The sequence below is a fragment of the Brevundimonas sp. FV2ps16 genome, from assembly GCF_058681075.1.
Map to the genome: position 1 here is coordinate 1154916 of NZ_CM178728.1, position 12779 is coordinate 1167694.

Sequence of the window (12779 nt, forward strand, 5' to 3'; positions counted from 1 at the left end):
AAGGACCGAGGCTTAGCGCGCTTCCGGCGGCGGCGATACGGGCTTGGCGCGGGTCCGCCGACCCAGGTCCGAGACGTCGCGCGCGCTGGCGCGGGCCGAGGCGACCTTGCGACCCTCCGGCGCCGGGGCGCGGCTGTCCAGGACGGCTTCCAGCGCGGCGCGCAGTTCGGCGATCCGCTGTTCGGAGGTGATCTTCCGGCCCTTGCCGTCCACCACATAGAAACTGTCCACCGCCCGTTCGCCATAGGAGGCGACATGGGCCGAGCGGATGTTCAGACCCTCGTCGTTGAAGACCCGTGACAGGGCCGCCAGCAGGCCCGGCCGGTCGGCGCCCGACACCTCGACCACCGTGGCCGCCTCGCTGGCGTGGTGATCGACCATGACCACGGGCCGGACCTCGAAGGCGGCCTTTCTGGCGTTGCCGGCGGGGGCGGGGGCCTTGCCGATGCGGCCGTCGCCACGCGCGGCCTTCTCCAGCGCCTCGACCAGGGCCTTGAGCCGGCGCGGCTCGGCCTGGCCGTAGGGCAGGCCAGCGCCGTCCTGCACCCGGAAGACGTCCAGGACCACGCCCTCGCTGGTCGTCGCCACGCGGGCGTCGGTGACGTCAGCGCCCAGGGCGGCCATGGTCTGGGCCAGGTCGGCGAACAGGCCGGGCCGGTCGAGGGCGGCGATGGAGATTTCGGTGGCCTGGACGGGCAGGCCGTCGACCGGGGTCAGGGGCGCGGCCTGGGCGGCGGCGCCGGTCTGGCGGGCCCGCTGCACAAGGGCCGGATGGGCCGCCAGCGGATCCTCGCGCGCCACGTCCTCGCCCCGGAACAGGGCGGCGACCTGATCATAGAGGGTGCGCATCAACTGCCCCTTCCAGCCGTTCCAGACCCCCGGCCCGACGGCCCGGATGTCGGCCACGGTCAGGACCAGCAGCATCCGCAGCCGCTCGGGATCCCCCACCAGTTCGGCGAAGGCGCGGATGGTGGCCGGGTCGGACAGGTCGCGCTTTTGGGCGTAGTCGGACAGGGCCAGGTGGCTGCGCACCAGCCAGACCACCAGTTCGATGCGGCGCGGATCGACGCCCAGCCGTTCGCAGGCCCGGCGCGCGGCGATGGCGCCGTCCTCCAGCTGTCCCCGCTCGCCGCCCTTGCCGACGTCGTGCAGCAGCATGCCCAGCATCAGGGCTTCCATGTCCGAGATCAGGTGGACGATCTCCGACGCCATCGGGTGGTCGGCCTTCAGCTTGCCCCGCGCAATGTCGTTGATCACGCCGATGGCCTGGAGCGTGTGCTCGTCCACCGTATAGGCGTGGTACATGTTGAACTGGGTCTGGCCGACGATCCGCCCCCACTCGGGCAGGAACCGCCCCAGAAGCCCGGTCTCGTTCATCAGGGTCAGGGTGCGGTACGGCCGCTGGCCATGGGCCAGCACGCTGAGGAAGGCCCGCGTCGCCTCCGGATCGCGGCGCAGCTTTGGCGTCACCAGCGACAGGGACCGGGTCACGGCCGAAAAGGCGTCGGGGTGCAGGTCCAGGTCGTGCCGGTCGGCATAGACGAACAGGCGCAGAAGCTTGACCGGATCGCGCTCGAACACCGTCGCATCCTCGACCGACAACCGGCCCTGATCGACCCAGAAGCCTTCGATCTCCAGCTTGCGGCGGTTGGTCCGGAACGGGATCATCAGGCGCGACAGGCCCTGGGCCGTCTTCTGGTGCCGGGCCTCCAGCTTGGCCGACATGGCCCGCGTCAGGGCGCCGACGTCGCGCGCGATCAGGAAATAGCGGCGCATGAACCGCTCCACCGCCGGTTCGTCGCCCCGTCCCTGCCAGCCCATGCGCCGGGCCACCTCGGGCTGCATGTCGAAGGTCAGCTTCTCTTCCGCCCGTCCGGCGACCAGGTGCAGATGGATCCGCACTCGCCACAGGAAGTCGAAGGCGTCGTCGGAGGCGCGTCGCTCGCGCGGGGTGAACAGTTCGTCCATCACCGTCGCGCCCAGCCGGCTGTCGGGCGCCAGGGATCGGGCGATCCAGTATAGGGTGTTGAGGTCGCGCAGGCCGCCCTTGCCGTCCTTGACGTTGGGCTCGACCTTGTAGCGGGTCACGCCCGCCTTCTGGTGGCGGGCGGCGCGTTCTTCCAGCTTGGCGGTGATGAAGGGGCGGGGGTCGGCCTTGGCCACCATGTCGCGGAACCGGCCGATCATCAGGTCCGACAGCCGCTCGTCCCCGGCCAGGTGCCGGGCCTCCAGCAGGGTGGTCCGCACCGTCATGTCGGAGCGCCCAAGGGTCAGGCATTCCTCGATTGACCGCACGGCCGGTCCGACCTTGATGCCCAGGTCCCACAGCACATAGAGGACGAACTCGATCACCGTCCCGCCGCGCAAGGTGGCCTTGGCAGGCCGCAGGAACAGCAGGTCCAGGTCGGAATAGGGGGCCAGAACGCCCCGGCCATAGCCCCCGACCGCCACCAGTGACAGGCGTTCGCTCTCGACGGCGGAGACGGGGAACAGCACCTGGCTCGCGACCCGCCACAGGGCCGCGAGCATGTCGTCGGCGGCCGTGGCGTATAGGCGGGCGACCTCGCGCCCCTTCATGCCCCCGTCCAACTTGCGCTCGGCGCGGGCGCGAGCGGCGTCGTAACTGTCGCGTAAAACGGACGCGACCGCCGCGCGCGGATCTCCCGCGCGGGCGGCCTCGTCAAGGCGGTCATCCAGACTGAGCGAAACGGTCATGTCAGCCTTCTATAGGCCGCATCATGCTTCGCGTCCGTGAACGATCCGGTAATTACTCCGGACGAACGCGCTTCTTGCGGAACGACGGGTTCAGCGTCTGCTTGCGCAGACGGATGGACTTCGGCGTCACCTCGACCAGCTCATCGTCGTCGATATAGGCGATGGCCTGTTCCAGCGACATCTGGCGCGGCGGGGTCAGGCGCACGGCCTCGTCCTTGCCCGAGGCGCGGACGTTGGTCAGTTGCTTGCCCTTGATCGGGTTGACGTCCAGGTCGTCCCAGCGCGCGTTCTCGCCGATGATCATGCCCTGGTAGGTCTTCTCGCCGGCGCCGACGAACATGACGCCGCGATCTTCCAGGTTCCACAGGGCGAAGGCCGCCGTGTCGCCGTCCGAGTTCGAGATCAGCACGCCCTTCAGACGACCGGCGATCGCGCCCTTGTATTCCTCGTAGTGGCTGAAGACCCGGTTCAACACGCCCGAACCGCGCGTGTCGGTCAGGAACTCGCCCTGATAACCGATCAGCGAGCGCGACGGGCATTTCAGGCTGATGCGGGTCTTGCCGGCGCCCGACGGGCCCATGTCGGTCATTTCGGCCTTACGGGCCGACAGCTTCTCGATGACGATGCCCGAGAACTCGTCGTCCACGTCGATCATGACGTCTTCGATGGGCTCCATCTTTTCGCCGTTGGGGCCTTCCTGGAAGACCACGCGCGGACGCGAGATCGAGACCTCGAAGCCTTCGCGACGCATGTTTTCGATCAGAACGCCCAGCTGCAGTTCGCCACGGCCGGCCACTTCGTAGGCGTCGCCGCCTTCGGTGGTCGTGACGCGGATGGCGACGTTGGCTTCGGCTTCCTTCAGCAGGCGGTCGCGGATGACGCGCGACTGGACCTTGTCGCCTTCGCGGCCGGCCAGCGGGCTGTCGTTGACCGAGACGGTCATGGAGATGGTCGGCGGATCGATGGGTTGAGCGGGAAGCGCGTCGACGACTTCGATGGCGCACAGGGTGTCGGCCACGGTGGCCTTGGACATACCGGCGATGGCGACGATGTCGCCCGCTTCCGAACCTTCGTCCAGGGCTGTCCGCTTCAGACCGCGGAAGGCCAGGACCTTGGTGATGCGGCCGCGCTCGATTTCCTTGCCTTCACGGTCCAGGGCGTGGATCGCCATGCCGGGAACGGCCTTGCCACTCTCGATCCGGCCGGTCAGGATCCGGCCCAGGAAGGGGTCGGACTCGATCAGCACGTTCAGCATCTGGAACGGCTTGTCCTTGTTCTCCTGAACCTTCGGCGGCGGAACGTGATCGACGATCAGGTCGAACAGCGGGGCCAGGTTGTCGTTGGGCTGGTTCAGATCCATCGTCGCCCAGCCGTTGCGGCCCGAGGCGTAGATGTGCGGGAAGTCCAGCTGCTCGTCCGTCGCGCCGATGGCGGCGAACAGGTCGAAGGTTTCGTTGTGGACGCGGTCCGGATCGGCGTGGGCGCGGTCAACCTTGTTGATGCACAGGATCGGACGCAGGCCCATCTTCAGGGCCTTGGTCAGGACGAACTTGGTCTGGGGCATGACGCCCTCTTCGGCGTCCACCAGGATGACGCAGCCGTCCACCATGCCCAGGATGCGCTCGACTTCGCCGCCGAAGTCGGCGTGGCCGGGGGTGTCGATGATGTTGATGCGGGTTTCACCGGCCTTGCCGTTCCAAAGCACCGAGGTGCACTTGGCCAGGATGGTGATGCCACGCTCCTTTTCCTGGTCGTTCGAGTCCATGGCGCGCTCGGTGGTCGCCTCATTGGCTCGGAAGACGCCGGACTGGGCGAGCAGTTGGTCCACCAGGGTCGTCTTACCGTGGTCGACGTGGGCGATGATGGCGACGTTGCGCAGGTTCATTTGATAATCGCGAAAAGGCGCGGCCGGGATGCAGGCGGCCGCTGGTCATGAAAAGGCATGCAGGGAGCGCGCGCCTCTTACAGGCATGTGGACGGAAAGACCAGAGCAGGCGTTCAGACGCCTGACGTCGCCTTACCGATATTTCATTCCCAAGGTCGCATCTGCGAGGGATGGCGGCCCCCTCTATTCCCGTGACGGCATGACCGTTCAGGAATGGAGAAGACGATGTAGGCCTTGTTGGGAATAATGATGGCGGGTCTGCTGGCGACAGGGACCGCGCCGGAAATGCGGGTGGACGCCCGCGATCTCGCCATGGTTCGCCCGGGCGACGCCGCGGTCCTGGCCCAGCGTATTCAGGCGGCGAGCCGAAGCTGGTGCGCCAAGTATCGAGACGTTCTGACGCCGAACGACGTGGGCATGCCCAGCGTCTGCGAGCGTGAGATGAAGCGTCGCGCCTTTTATCAACTGCCCCGGGAACAGCGTCGCCTCTTCGTGCTGGCCGGGGGACGGCGGGCGTTGAACGGGTCCTAGAGGCGGCGGATCATATAGCGGGCGTCGGCGCCATAACTGGCCAGCTTGGCCGCCACGCCCGACGCCGCGTGTTCTGCAAACCCGTGCCGACGCCAGAAATCCACAGCGTCATTGACCGCGACTAGAGCGATGGTGGGCCAGCCGTCCTCGGCTGCCTGTTCCGCCAGTTGCTCTACGACAGGGCTCGTGGCTCCGCCGCCCCGCGCCTGGGGGTGCAGGGCCAGGTCGTGAAGATAGATCAGGTCCGGATCGGCCGGCAGACCCTCGATCACCGCGTTCAGCGGCGGCGCGCTGTCGGCCCGCCACGGATAGGCGATCAGATAGCCCTTGGTCGGGGCGTCGCCGTCCGTCAGCACGAAACAGCCGCGCGGATACAGCGCCAGCCGGTTCTGGAAACAGGCCCGGTCCTCGAAATGATCGGGAAACGACAGGCGGGCGACCTCGACCACGGCGTCGATGTCGGTCGGCCGCATGGGCCGCCAGCCTAGCTGGGGCAGCGCGTGTTGAGCTCCGCCTTCTGGAAGCGCCATCGGATGATCCTCTCCTGACCGTCCAACACGCCTTCGATCCGGGCGTTCAGGACATCGCCATCACGTTCATAGACGACGCGTTTGGGAAAGTCGTCGTCCGCCGCCTGTTCGAACACCACGCGGCTCGGGCCGGAGGCGACCACTGGAAACATAGCGGGCGACTGGCCTTCCGGATGCGCGAAATAGGCCAGCGGCGCGGCCGGGGTCGGATCGACCGGCGCGATGCGGGACAACTCCCACCCCGCCCGGCCGCCGCGCACGGTCAGCGACGTTCCCAGCATCAGGTTCAAGCGCGGGTAGGTCCAGGTCTCGGAAACTTCGCGGCCCGGTTCGCAGGACAGCCAATAGCCGGCCATCCAGCCCAGGTCGGGGCGCAGGTCCGTGGCGGGGGCCGCCTGAAGGGCGGCGGCGAGAAGCAGCGGGGTCAGCATGGTGGGGTTCCCTCTCCGGTCGATATCGACAGGCTAGGCGGCGTGGGGCCCCGATGGCTTGTAGGTTTGCGACGCGATGGCCCGGGCCAGCGCCTGCTGCTCCCGCGCCCAGTCGGTGGCGGTGCAGCCGAGGAACCGCCGGAAGTCGCGCGCCATCTGCGGCTGGTCGAAATAGCCGGCCTCGAGCCCCGCCTCCAGCCAGCCCTCGGTCTCGCCGTCCGGCTGGGTGGCGTGGTCGAACACCCGGCGAAAACGGAATATGGACCGCAGCAGGCGGGGAGAGACCCCGACCCGGTCGGCGAAGCGCCGCTGAAGCGCGCGTTGCTCGCCCGAAGAGCGCGACGCCGTAGGCAGCTCACCGGCGGCCGCCTCGATGTCGGCGCGGACAATCGCGTCGATCGTCCACTCCGCGCTCCGTCGCTGATCGCTAAGCCAGCCGACGAAGGCCTCCGCCTGGCCCGCCGGATCGCCCGGCGGCGGATCGAAGCCGACCAGGCGTTCGACCATGTCCAGCCGGCGGTCGGTCGCCTCGCTCAGGGGCCGACCCAGAAAATCCCGCGCGCCGTCGGGCTCGAAGCGGACGGCGACCAGTTCGGTCGGGCCGGTCGGCTTCATGGCCAGGGGCCCGGTCATCTGCCCGGCGAACAGGGCCGACGGCTGCAGGCGGAATACGCCATCCTCGCTCTGTTCGGCATAGGGCGCGCCGATGTCGAACACGAGTTCGGGGCAGCCGTCGGGGGCGATGCGCTGGATCGTCGGCGTCGGATCGGGGGCGGCGTAGGTCCAGATGACGCGGACGAAGGGCCGCAGCGCGGGTGGCGGCGCGAACTCCTGATACCGTTCCTCCCCCGAGGCCACCTCAGTTGACCTTGGATGGGTCCGGCGGCGGGGCGGGCAGGGCGGCCACCGGCACGCCGTCCTCCTTCAGTTTTTTCACCTCGGCGGGCGTGGCCTCGCCATAGATTTCGCGCTTTTCGGACTTGCCCTCGTGGATGTCGCGGGCCTCGCGGGCGAAGCTGTCGCCGACATAGTCGAAGTTCGCCTCGACATGGGCGCGAACCTGCTGCGCCGCCTCCATCATCATGGTCTGCATCCGGGCGGCCACATCGGGCGTGGTCGCCGTTTTCCGCGTCCCGCTGACCGCCGGGGCCATGACCGCCTTCTGCACCGCTCGCGAGCCGCAGAACGGGCATTCGACCAGGCCCCGCGCCGCCTGGTCGTCATAGTCGGAGGACGAGCCGAACCAGGCCTCGAAACCGTGGGCCTGGTCGCAGTTCAGGGCGTATCGGATCATGAGCGCATCAGGGAACAGACAGGAAGTCGCGGTCGTGGGTTAGGGCGGGCACGGCCGCCCGCGCCCTGACCACCGCCTCCATGTCCAGCTTCGCCGTTAAGATGCAAGGTTCGTCATGATCCGCCTTGGCCAGAATCTCGCCCCAGGGGCCGACCACGGTCGAACGGCCCCAGGTGCGGCGGCCGTCCTCGTGCAGTCCGCCCTGGGCCGGCGCCAGGACGAAGGCGCCGGTCTCGATGGCGCGGGCGCGCAACAGGGTCTCCCAGTGGGCCTCTCCCGTCGGCGCCGTGAAGGCGGCGGGAACGGCGATCATGGACGCTCCGGCCTTGGCCAACTGACGGTGCAGGTGGGGAAAACGGATGTCGTAGCAGATGGTCAGGCCCAGCCGGCCCCAGGGGGTGTCGGCGACCGCCGCCCCGTCGCCGGGCCGCACCGTCGCGCTCTCGCGGTATCGCTCGCCATTGGGGAGATCGACGTCGAAGACGTGCAGCTTATCGTATCGGGCGACGATGCCGCCGGACGCATCGACCAGCAGCGACCGGTTGGCCGCCCGTCCGTCGCCGGCGTGGCCCGACTTGACGATGGCCGAGCCGATGAGCAGCCAGACGCCCAGTTCCGCCGCCAGCCGTCGCAGGCCCAGAACGGCGACATCGGCCGTCTCGTCGGTGATCACGGCGTCGCGGCGGTCGCGGCGCTGTTCCAGGACATTGGTCCCCTCGGGCGTCAGGACGAATTTCGCCCCGCCCGCCGCCGCCTCGCGGATCAGGGGCTCGACATGGGCCAGGGCCGCCTCGGCCGTCGCCGGCGTGCGGGTCTGGATCAGGGCGATGTCGAGCCCGCCGCTCATTGGATCAGGCCGCCAGAAGCGGGTCGAGCTTGCCGTCCCGGTCCAGGGCGTGGATGTCGTCCGAGCCGCCGACGTGGGCGCCGCCGATGAAGATCTGCGGGAAGGTCATGCGCCCGCCCGACTTCTCGACCATCTCGGCCTTCTTCTCGGGGTCGTTGGAGGCGACGATCTCGGTATAGTTGACGCCCTTCTTCTTCAGCAGCGCCATGGCGCTGTAGCAGTAGGGGCAGCCGGGCTTGGTGTAGATGACGACGTCGGCCAAATCAGAACTCCAGATAAGGGGCCCACGGCACGGCGTGGGGCGGTTTGGATCTACATAGTCAGTTCACGGGCGTTTCGCACCCGTGCGATCACGGCCAGGTCGACGGCCCGGGCGCCGGCTTCGAGCAGCGCGCGGGCGCAGGCCTCGCCGGTCGCGCCCGTGGTCAATACGTCGTCGATCAGAAGGATGCGCCGTCCCTTGATCCTGCGACGTCCGGCCTCGGTCGCGGCGAAGGCCTTCTTGACGTTCAGCCGCCGTCCCCGCCGGCTCTTGCCGCCCTGGCTGTCGGTATGGGTCGTGCGGACCAGGGCGTCGGGCAGATAGTCCAACCGGGCGTGGCGAGCCAGGGGACGGGCGATCTCGGCCGCCTGGTTGAACCGTCGTGACAGCAGGCGGAACGGGTGCAGGGGCACGGGAACCACGGCGTCGGCCTCCTCGATAAGATCGGCGGCGGCCCGGCCGATCCAGCGGGCGAACAGCGGGGCGAACTGCTGCTGGTCGCCGTGCTTGAACCGCAGGATCAGACCGCGCGAATGATCGTCGTACAGGCAGGCGGCCCGCGCGCGTTCGAAGCCATAGGGCTGGGCGATACAGGCGGCGCAGCGGGTCTCGGCGAAGGCGCCGCCGTCGAATTCGAAGGCCGCGCCGCAGCCGTCGCAGACCGGCGCCTCCAGGAATTTGATCCGGCTCCAGGCGTCGGGAGTCAGGCCGGCCGCCGCCGTCGCCTCGCGGCTGTCGTGGGCCAGGGGCGGCAGAACCAGGTCCGCCAATCCCCGCCCCACATCGCGCAACTGACGCCCGGCCCCTTCCCAGGCGCGCCGCCAACCCCCATCCTGCACATCCATGACCGCCTCCCCCGAAGCTCCGCCCCGCATTTTCGACGCCCGCCGACGTGAGGCCCGTCTGGCCCGCGCCGCCGACCGGCTGAGCCAGGCCGACTTCCTGCACGTCCGGGCGGCCGAGAATGCTGCGGGCAGCCTGGAGGCCATCCTGCGCGAGTTTCCGGTCGCGGTCGACCTTTCGGCCCAGTCCGGCCCGTTCGCCCAGGCCCTGGCGGCGAGCGACGCCGCCGGTCGGGTGGGCGTGGTCGCGACGCCGACCGCTCTGGCCGAACGCGCCGCGCCGGGCGCCGCCGCCCTGCCGCTGACGGACGACTCGACGGATCTGATCGTGTCCCTGCTCAGCCTGCACTGGGCCAATGACCTGCCCGGCGCCCTGGCCCAGATCCGGCGCGCCCTGAAGCCGGACGGCCTGTTCATCGGCACCCTGTTCGGCGCCGGCACTCTGAAGGAGCTGCGTTCGGTCCTGACTGAGGCGGAGCTGGAAGAACGCGGGGGCGCCCAGGCGCGGGTCTCGCCCTTCGCCGACGGCTATGACGGGGCGGCCCTGTTGCAGCGGGCCGGCTTCGCCCTGCCGGTGTCCGACGTGGACCGGTTCACCGTCCGCTATCCTGATCTATTCGCCCTGGTCCGCGACCTGCGCGCCATGGGCGAGACCAATGTGCTGCACGGCCCGATCCGGCCCCTCAGCCGGGCCGTGATCGCCCGCGCCGCGCGCCTTTACGCCGACCGCCACGGCGACGCCGACGGCCGCATCCCCGCCACCTTCGAGATCATCCACCTGGCCGGGTGGAAGCCGCACGAAAGCCAGCAGAAGCCGCTGGCGCGCGGCTCGGCCAAGGTGAGGCTGGCGGATGCTCTGGGCGTGAAGGAAATGACCGGCGACGAGATCGATTGAAGGCGGTCAGCCCTTTATGGCGTCCGAAATCTTCTGCATCGTCCGGCTGTAGCTGCCCTCGTTCGATCCACCGATGGCGGCCAGACCGCTGATGATTACCAGCACGATCAGGGCGCAGATCAGGCCGTATTCGATGGCGGTGGCGCCGTCGTCGTCGGAGATGAAGCGGGCGATGAAACGTCTCATGGCCGGCCTCCCTGGTCGGCGTTGATCAGAGCAGGTCGCGCAACCAGGCGACCAGGGGTTCGTCCGCCGGCGGCATGGGATAGTCCGAAAGCTTGTCCGGTTTCACCCAGGCCAGGCCGTCGTGTTCACGCGCCGTGACCACGCCGTCCCACCGTCGGCACAGATACAATGGCATCAACAGGTGAAAGGAATCGTAAGCGTGGCTGGCGAAGACGAAGGGCGCCAGGCAGGATTCGCTGACGGTGACGCCCAGTTCCTCGCGCAGTTCGCGGATCAGGGCCGCCTCGGGCCGTTCGCCGGGCTCGACCTTGCCGCCCGGAAACTCCCACAGGCCGGCCAGTTTCTTGCCCTCTGGCCGTTTCGCGATCAGCACCCGCCCGTCGACATCGATCAGGGCGACGGCGACGACGAGGACGGTGGGGAGGGTTTCAGTCATTCGTCAAACAGCTTTCGCAGATCATAACCCGCATAGACCACGTCCAGCACCAAGAGGCCGTCGTCGCGGATCTGGTAGAGAAGATGAAGGCGCCGCGCCGCCAGCCCCATGCGCAGTGTCGGGTCGCCACCCACAGCAGGACAGCTTTCTGGATATTCGCTTATGCGATCAAGCAAGTGACCTAAGGCGTCGCGCAGCCTGCGAGCCCCCGCAGGGCTTTCCTGGGCGATCGAAGCCATCAAATCGGCGAGTTGAGCTTGCGCCCTTGCCGAAAGTCGGACGTCAACGCCCACGTTCGGCTTCGACCCCGTCAATCAATTGATCAAGATCGGCCAACACTTCCGTCGCGGCTCGCGCGGGGGCCGCCTCGGCGTCCTCAATGGACCGTGCGACCCAGGCCATGGCCTCCGCCGAAGGGGAGGGTCCACGCAGGTCGTCGATCAGTTGCTGACTGACCATCGGCCCGTCCATGCGAGCATAGGGATCGAATGGCTTCGGCTTCGCGCTCATGCCCTCACCTTATCACGAAATCAGCTGCGATAATCGCCGTTGATCTCGATGTAGCCCTTGGTCAGGTCGCAGGTCCAAACCGTGGCCGAGGCGCGGCCCGCGCCGACATCGACGGTGATGTCGATCTCGGGGTTCTTCATATAGGCGGTCATCTTGGCCTCGTCGTAGGTCGGGGACGGGGCGCCGTCGATGGCGGCCTGGTGCGGCCCGAATTTGATCGCCAGACGGTCGCGGTCCACCGGCTCCTCGGTCTTGCCCACAGCCATGACCACCCGGCCCCAGTTGGCGTCCTGGCCGGCGATGGCGGTCTTGACCAAGGGGCTGTCGGCGATGGACTTGGCCAGTTTGCGGGCCGAGGCGGGGCTGGCGGCGCCGTCCACCGTCACCTTGACGAACTTGGTCGCCCCCTCGCCGTCGCGCACCAGCTGGTGCGCCAGATCCAGCATCACCTTGTCCAGGGCGGCCGAGAAGCTCTTCAGCCGCCGGTCGCCGACCCGGCCGATGCGCGGCGCGCCCGAGGCGCCGGTGGCGAACAGCAGGGCTGTGTCATTGGTCGAGGTGTCGCCGTCCACCGTCACGCTGTTGAAGGTGGTGCGCACGTGCAGGCCCAGCAGGGCCTTCAACACGTTCGGATGGATGTCGGCGTCGGTGACGATGAAGGCCAGCATGGTGGCCATGTCTGGCGCGATCATGCCCGACCCTTTGGCGATCCCGGCGATCCGGACCTTGTAGCCCTCGATCTCGGCCTCGGCGTAGGATCCCTTGGGGAAGGTGTCTGTGGTCATGATGCCGCGCCCGGCCCGGGCCCACTGCTCGGACGGGTGGATGTCGGCGTCGAGCCCGGCCTCGATCTCGGGCAGTCTGGACACGATCTTCTTTTCGTCCAGCACCACCCCGATCACCCCGGTCGAGGCCAGCATGACGTCGCGCTGGCGGCAGCCGAACCGTTTCGCCGCCTCTGAGGCGGCGCGTCGGGCGGCGTCGGCGCCGGCCTTGCCCGTGAAGGCGTTGGCGCAGCCGGCGTTGACCACCAGGGCGCGGACGTCCTTGCCGCCCTCGGCGCCGCCCAGATGTTTCTTGCACCAGTCGACGGGGGCGGATCCGATCTTGTGGCGGGTGAAGACCCCGGCGCAGCTGGTGCCGCGCGCGAAGCGAAACACCACCAGATCGTCGCGCTCATGTTTGTAGAAGCCGGCGCGGGCGGTGGCGATCTCGACCCCGCCTACGGGCGGAATGGTCGGGAAGGGCACGGCCAGGGGCGAGATGGCCAGACCCGGCTTGCCGGCGGCCGGGACGGGCGCTGCGGCGGGTTCGGCCGGCCGGGTGGCCCGCTTCAGGGCGGTGGCGAAGGGATCGAGCGCCTTTTCGAACGCCTGTTCGATCTTCTGGCCGGTGGTCGAGGGGGGCTTGGTCAT

The 12779-nt window shown here is 68.7% G+C and carries 16 protein-coding genes; 2 read left to right on the forward strand and 14 right to left on the reverse strand.

All coding sequences use genetic code 11. From position 1 onward, the window contains the following. Positions 1-12: 12 nt before the first annotated feature. Both glnD and typA read right to left on the reverse strand, forming a co-directional pair. A complete protein-coding gene (gene glnD / locus ACW170_RS05475; RefSeq protein ID WP_492088656.1) occupies positions 13-2715 on the reverse strand; it encodes a [protein-PII] uridylyltransferase in 2703 nt (900 codons plus the stop codon). A 52-nt stretch (positions 2716-2767) separates the two neighbouring features. Next, a complete protein-coding gene (gene typA, locus ACW170_RS05480) occupies positions 2768-4600 on the reverse strand; it encodes a translational GTPase TypA (RefSeq protein ID WP_492088657.1) in 1833 nt (610 codons plus the stop codon). A gap of 246 nt (positions 4601-4846) precedes the next feature. Between typA and ACW170_RS05485 the strand changes: the two genes are divergently transcribed. After that, positions 4847-5131 (forward strand): UrcA family protein, encoded by a 285-nt coding sequence (locus ACW170_RS05485; RefSeq protein ID WP_492088658.1) that lies wholly within the window; start codon positions 4847-4849, stop codon positions 5129-5131. Here the strand turns inward: ACW170_RS05485 and ACW170_RS05490 are convergent. From ACW170_RS05490 to ACW170_RS05520, 7 genes are read right to left on the reverse strand one after another with little or no spacing between them, the layout of a single operon-like run. Then, on the reverse strand, positions 5128-5604 hold the full coding sequence (locus tag ACW170_RS05490; protein WP_492088659.1) for a GNAT family N-acetyltransferase: 477 nt from the start codon (positions 5602-5604) through the stop codon (positions 5128-5130). The two genes, ACW170_RS05485 and ACW170_RS05490, sit on opposite strands and share 4 nt — an antisense overlap. 11 nt (positions 5605-5615) lie before the next feature. Continuing rightward, positions 5616-6092 (reverse strand): DUF6265 family protein, encoded by a 477-nt coding sequence (locus ACW170_RS05495; RefSeq protein WP_492088660.1) that lies wholly within the window; start codon positions 6090-6092, stop codon positions 5616-5618. Positions 6093-6125: 33 nt separating this feature from the next. Continuing rightward, positions 6126-6950, reverse strand: coding sequence for an AraC family transcriptional regulator (locus ACW170_RS05500; RefSeq protein WP_492088661.1), 825 nt, complete (start codon positions 6948-6950; stop codon positions 6126-6128). Position 6951: 1 nt separating this feature from the next. Next, complete coding sequence (locus tag ACW170_RS05505; RefSeq protein WP_492088662.1) at positions 6952-7386, reverse strand: DUF1178 family protein; 435 nt, start codon at positions 7384-7386, stop codon at positions 6952-6954. A 7-nt stretch (positions 7387-7393) separates the two neighbouring features. Next, positions 7394-8233 carry a carbon-nitrogen hydrolase family protein gene (locus ACW170_RS05510; protein WP_492088663.1) on the reverse strand — a complete coding sequence of 280 codons (840 nt, stop codon included), beginning with the start codon at positions 8231-8233 and terminating at the stop codon, positions 7394-7396. 4 nt (positions 8234-8237) lie between these two features. Beyond that, entirely contained in the window at positions 8238-8495 is a 258-nt protein-coding gene (grxC, locus tag ACW170_RS05515) for a glutaredoxin 3 (protein ID WP_492088664.1), read from the reverse strand. A gap of 50 nt (positions 8496-8545) precedes the next feature. Further along, positions 8546-9340, reverse strand: coding sequence for a ComFC family protein (locus ACW170_RS05520; RefSeq protein WP_492088665.1), 795 nt, complete (start codon positions 9338-9340; stop codon positions 8546-8548). Here ACW170_RS05520 and ACW170_RS05525 point away from each other — a divergent pair. Further along, entirely contained in the window at positions 9339-10232 is an 894-nt protein-coding gene (locus ACW170_RS05525; RefSeq protein ID WP_492088666.1) for a methyltransferase domain-containing protein, read from the forward strand. The genes ACW170_RS05520 and ACW170_RS05525 overlap by 2 nt on opposite strands. A gap of 6 nt (positions 10233-10238) precedes the next feature. On the opposite strand, the gene ACW170_RS05530 is transcribed toward ACW170_RS05525, so the two are convergent. Genes ACW170_RS05530 through argJ form a run of 5 tightly spaced genes read right to left on the reverse strand, consistent with a single transcriptional unit; the run spans position 10239 to position 12779 of the window. After that, positions 10239-10418, reverse strand: coding sequence for a Flp family type IVb pilin (locus ACW170_RS05530; RefSeq protein WP_492088667.1), 180 nt, complete (start codon positions 10416-10418; stop codon positions 10239-10241). Positions 10419-10443: 25 nt separating this feature from the next. Further along, on the reverse strand, positions 10444-10854 hold the full coding sequence (locus ACW170_RS05535) for a (deoxy)nucleoside triphosphate pyrophosphohydrolase (RefSeq protein WP_492088668.1): 411 nt from the start codon (positions 10852-10854) through the stop codon (positions 10444-10446). Then, on the reverse strand, positions 10851-11147 hold the full coding sequence (locus ACW170_RS05540) for a type II toxin-antitoxin system RelE/ParE family toxin (RefSeq protein ID WP_492088669.1): 297 nt from the start codon (positions 11145-11147) through the stop codon (positions 10851-10853). The genes ACW170_RS05535 and ACW170_RS05540 overlap by 4 nt, the downstream gene beginning before the upstream one ends. Next, complete coding sequence (locus tag ACW170_RS05545) at positions 11137-11364, reverse strand: hypothetical protein (RefSeq protein WP_271165628.1); 228 nt, start codon at positions 11362-11364, stop codon at positions 11137-11139. The genes ACW170_RS05540 and ACW170_RS05545 overlap by 11 nt, the downstream gene beginning before the upstream one ends. Before the next feature lie 20 nt (positions 11365-11384). Next, complete coding sequence (argJ, locus tag ACW170_RS05550) at positions 11385-12779, reverse strand: bifunctional glutamate N-acetyltransferase/amino-acid acetyltransferase ArgJ (RefSeq protein ID WP_492088670.1); 1395 nt, start codon at positions 12777-12779, stop codon at positions 11385-11387.

What these genes read in the sequence shown, in the direction of transcription:
- glnD (WP_492088656.1), bottom strand. Translation starts at nt 2,715, where the DNA reads ATGACCGTTTCGCTCAGTCTGGATGACCGCCTTGACGAGGCCGCCCGC.
- typA (WP_492088657.1), bottom strand. Translation starts at nt 4,600, where the DNA reads ATGAACCTGCGCAACGTCGCCATCATCGCCCACGTCGACCACGGTAAG.
- ACW170_RS05485 (WP_492088658.1), top strand. Translation starts at nt 4,847, where the DNA reads ATGATGGCGGGTCTGCTGGCGACAGGGACCGCGCCGGAAATGCGGGTG.
- ACW170_RS05490 (WP_492088659.1), bottom strand. Translation starts at nt 5,604, where the DNA reads ATGCGGCCGACCGACATCGACGCCGTGGTCGAGGTCGCCCGCCTGTCG.
- ACW170_RS05495 (WP_492088660.1), bottom strand. Translation starts at nt 6,092, where the DNA reads ATGCTGACCCCGCTGCTTCTCGCCGCCGCCCTTCAGGCGGCCCCCGCC.
- ACW170_RS05505 (WP_492088662.1), bottom strand. Translation starts at nt 7,386, where the DNA reads ATGATCCGATACGCCCTGAACTGCGACCAGGCCCACGGTTTCGAGGCC.
- ACW170_RS05510 (WP_492088663.1), bottom strand. Translation starts at nt 8,233, where the DNA reads ATGAGCGGCGGGCTCGACATCGCCCTGATCCAGACCCGCACGCCGGCG.
- ACW170_RS05525 (WP_492088666.1), top strand. Translation starts at nt 9,339, where the DNA reads ATGACCGCCTCCCCCGAAGCTCCGCCCCGCATTTTCGACGCCCGCCGA.
- ACW170_RS05520 (WP_492088665.1), bottom strand. Translation starts at nt 9,340, where the DNA reads ATGGATGTGCAGGATGGGGGTTGGCGGCGCGCCTGGGAAGGGGCCGGG.
- ACW170_RS05530 (WP_492088667.1), bottom strand. Translation starts at nt 10,418, where the DNA reads ATGAGACGTTTCATCGCCCGCTTCATCTCCGACGACGACGGCGCCACC.
- ACW170_RS05535 (WP_492088668.1), bottom strand. Translation starts at nt 10,854, where the DNA reads ATGACTGAAACCCTCCCCACCGTCCTCGTCGTCGCCGTCGCCCTGATC.
- ACW170_RS05545 (WP_271165628.1), bottom strand. Translation starts at nt 11,364, where the DNA reads ATGAGCGCGAAGCCGAAGCCATTCGATCCCTATGCTCGCATGGACGGG.
- argJ (WP_492088670.1), bottom strand. Translation starts at nt 12,779, where the DNA reads ATGACCAAGCCCCCCTCGACCACCGGCCAGAAGATCGAACAGGCGTTC.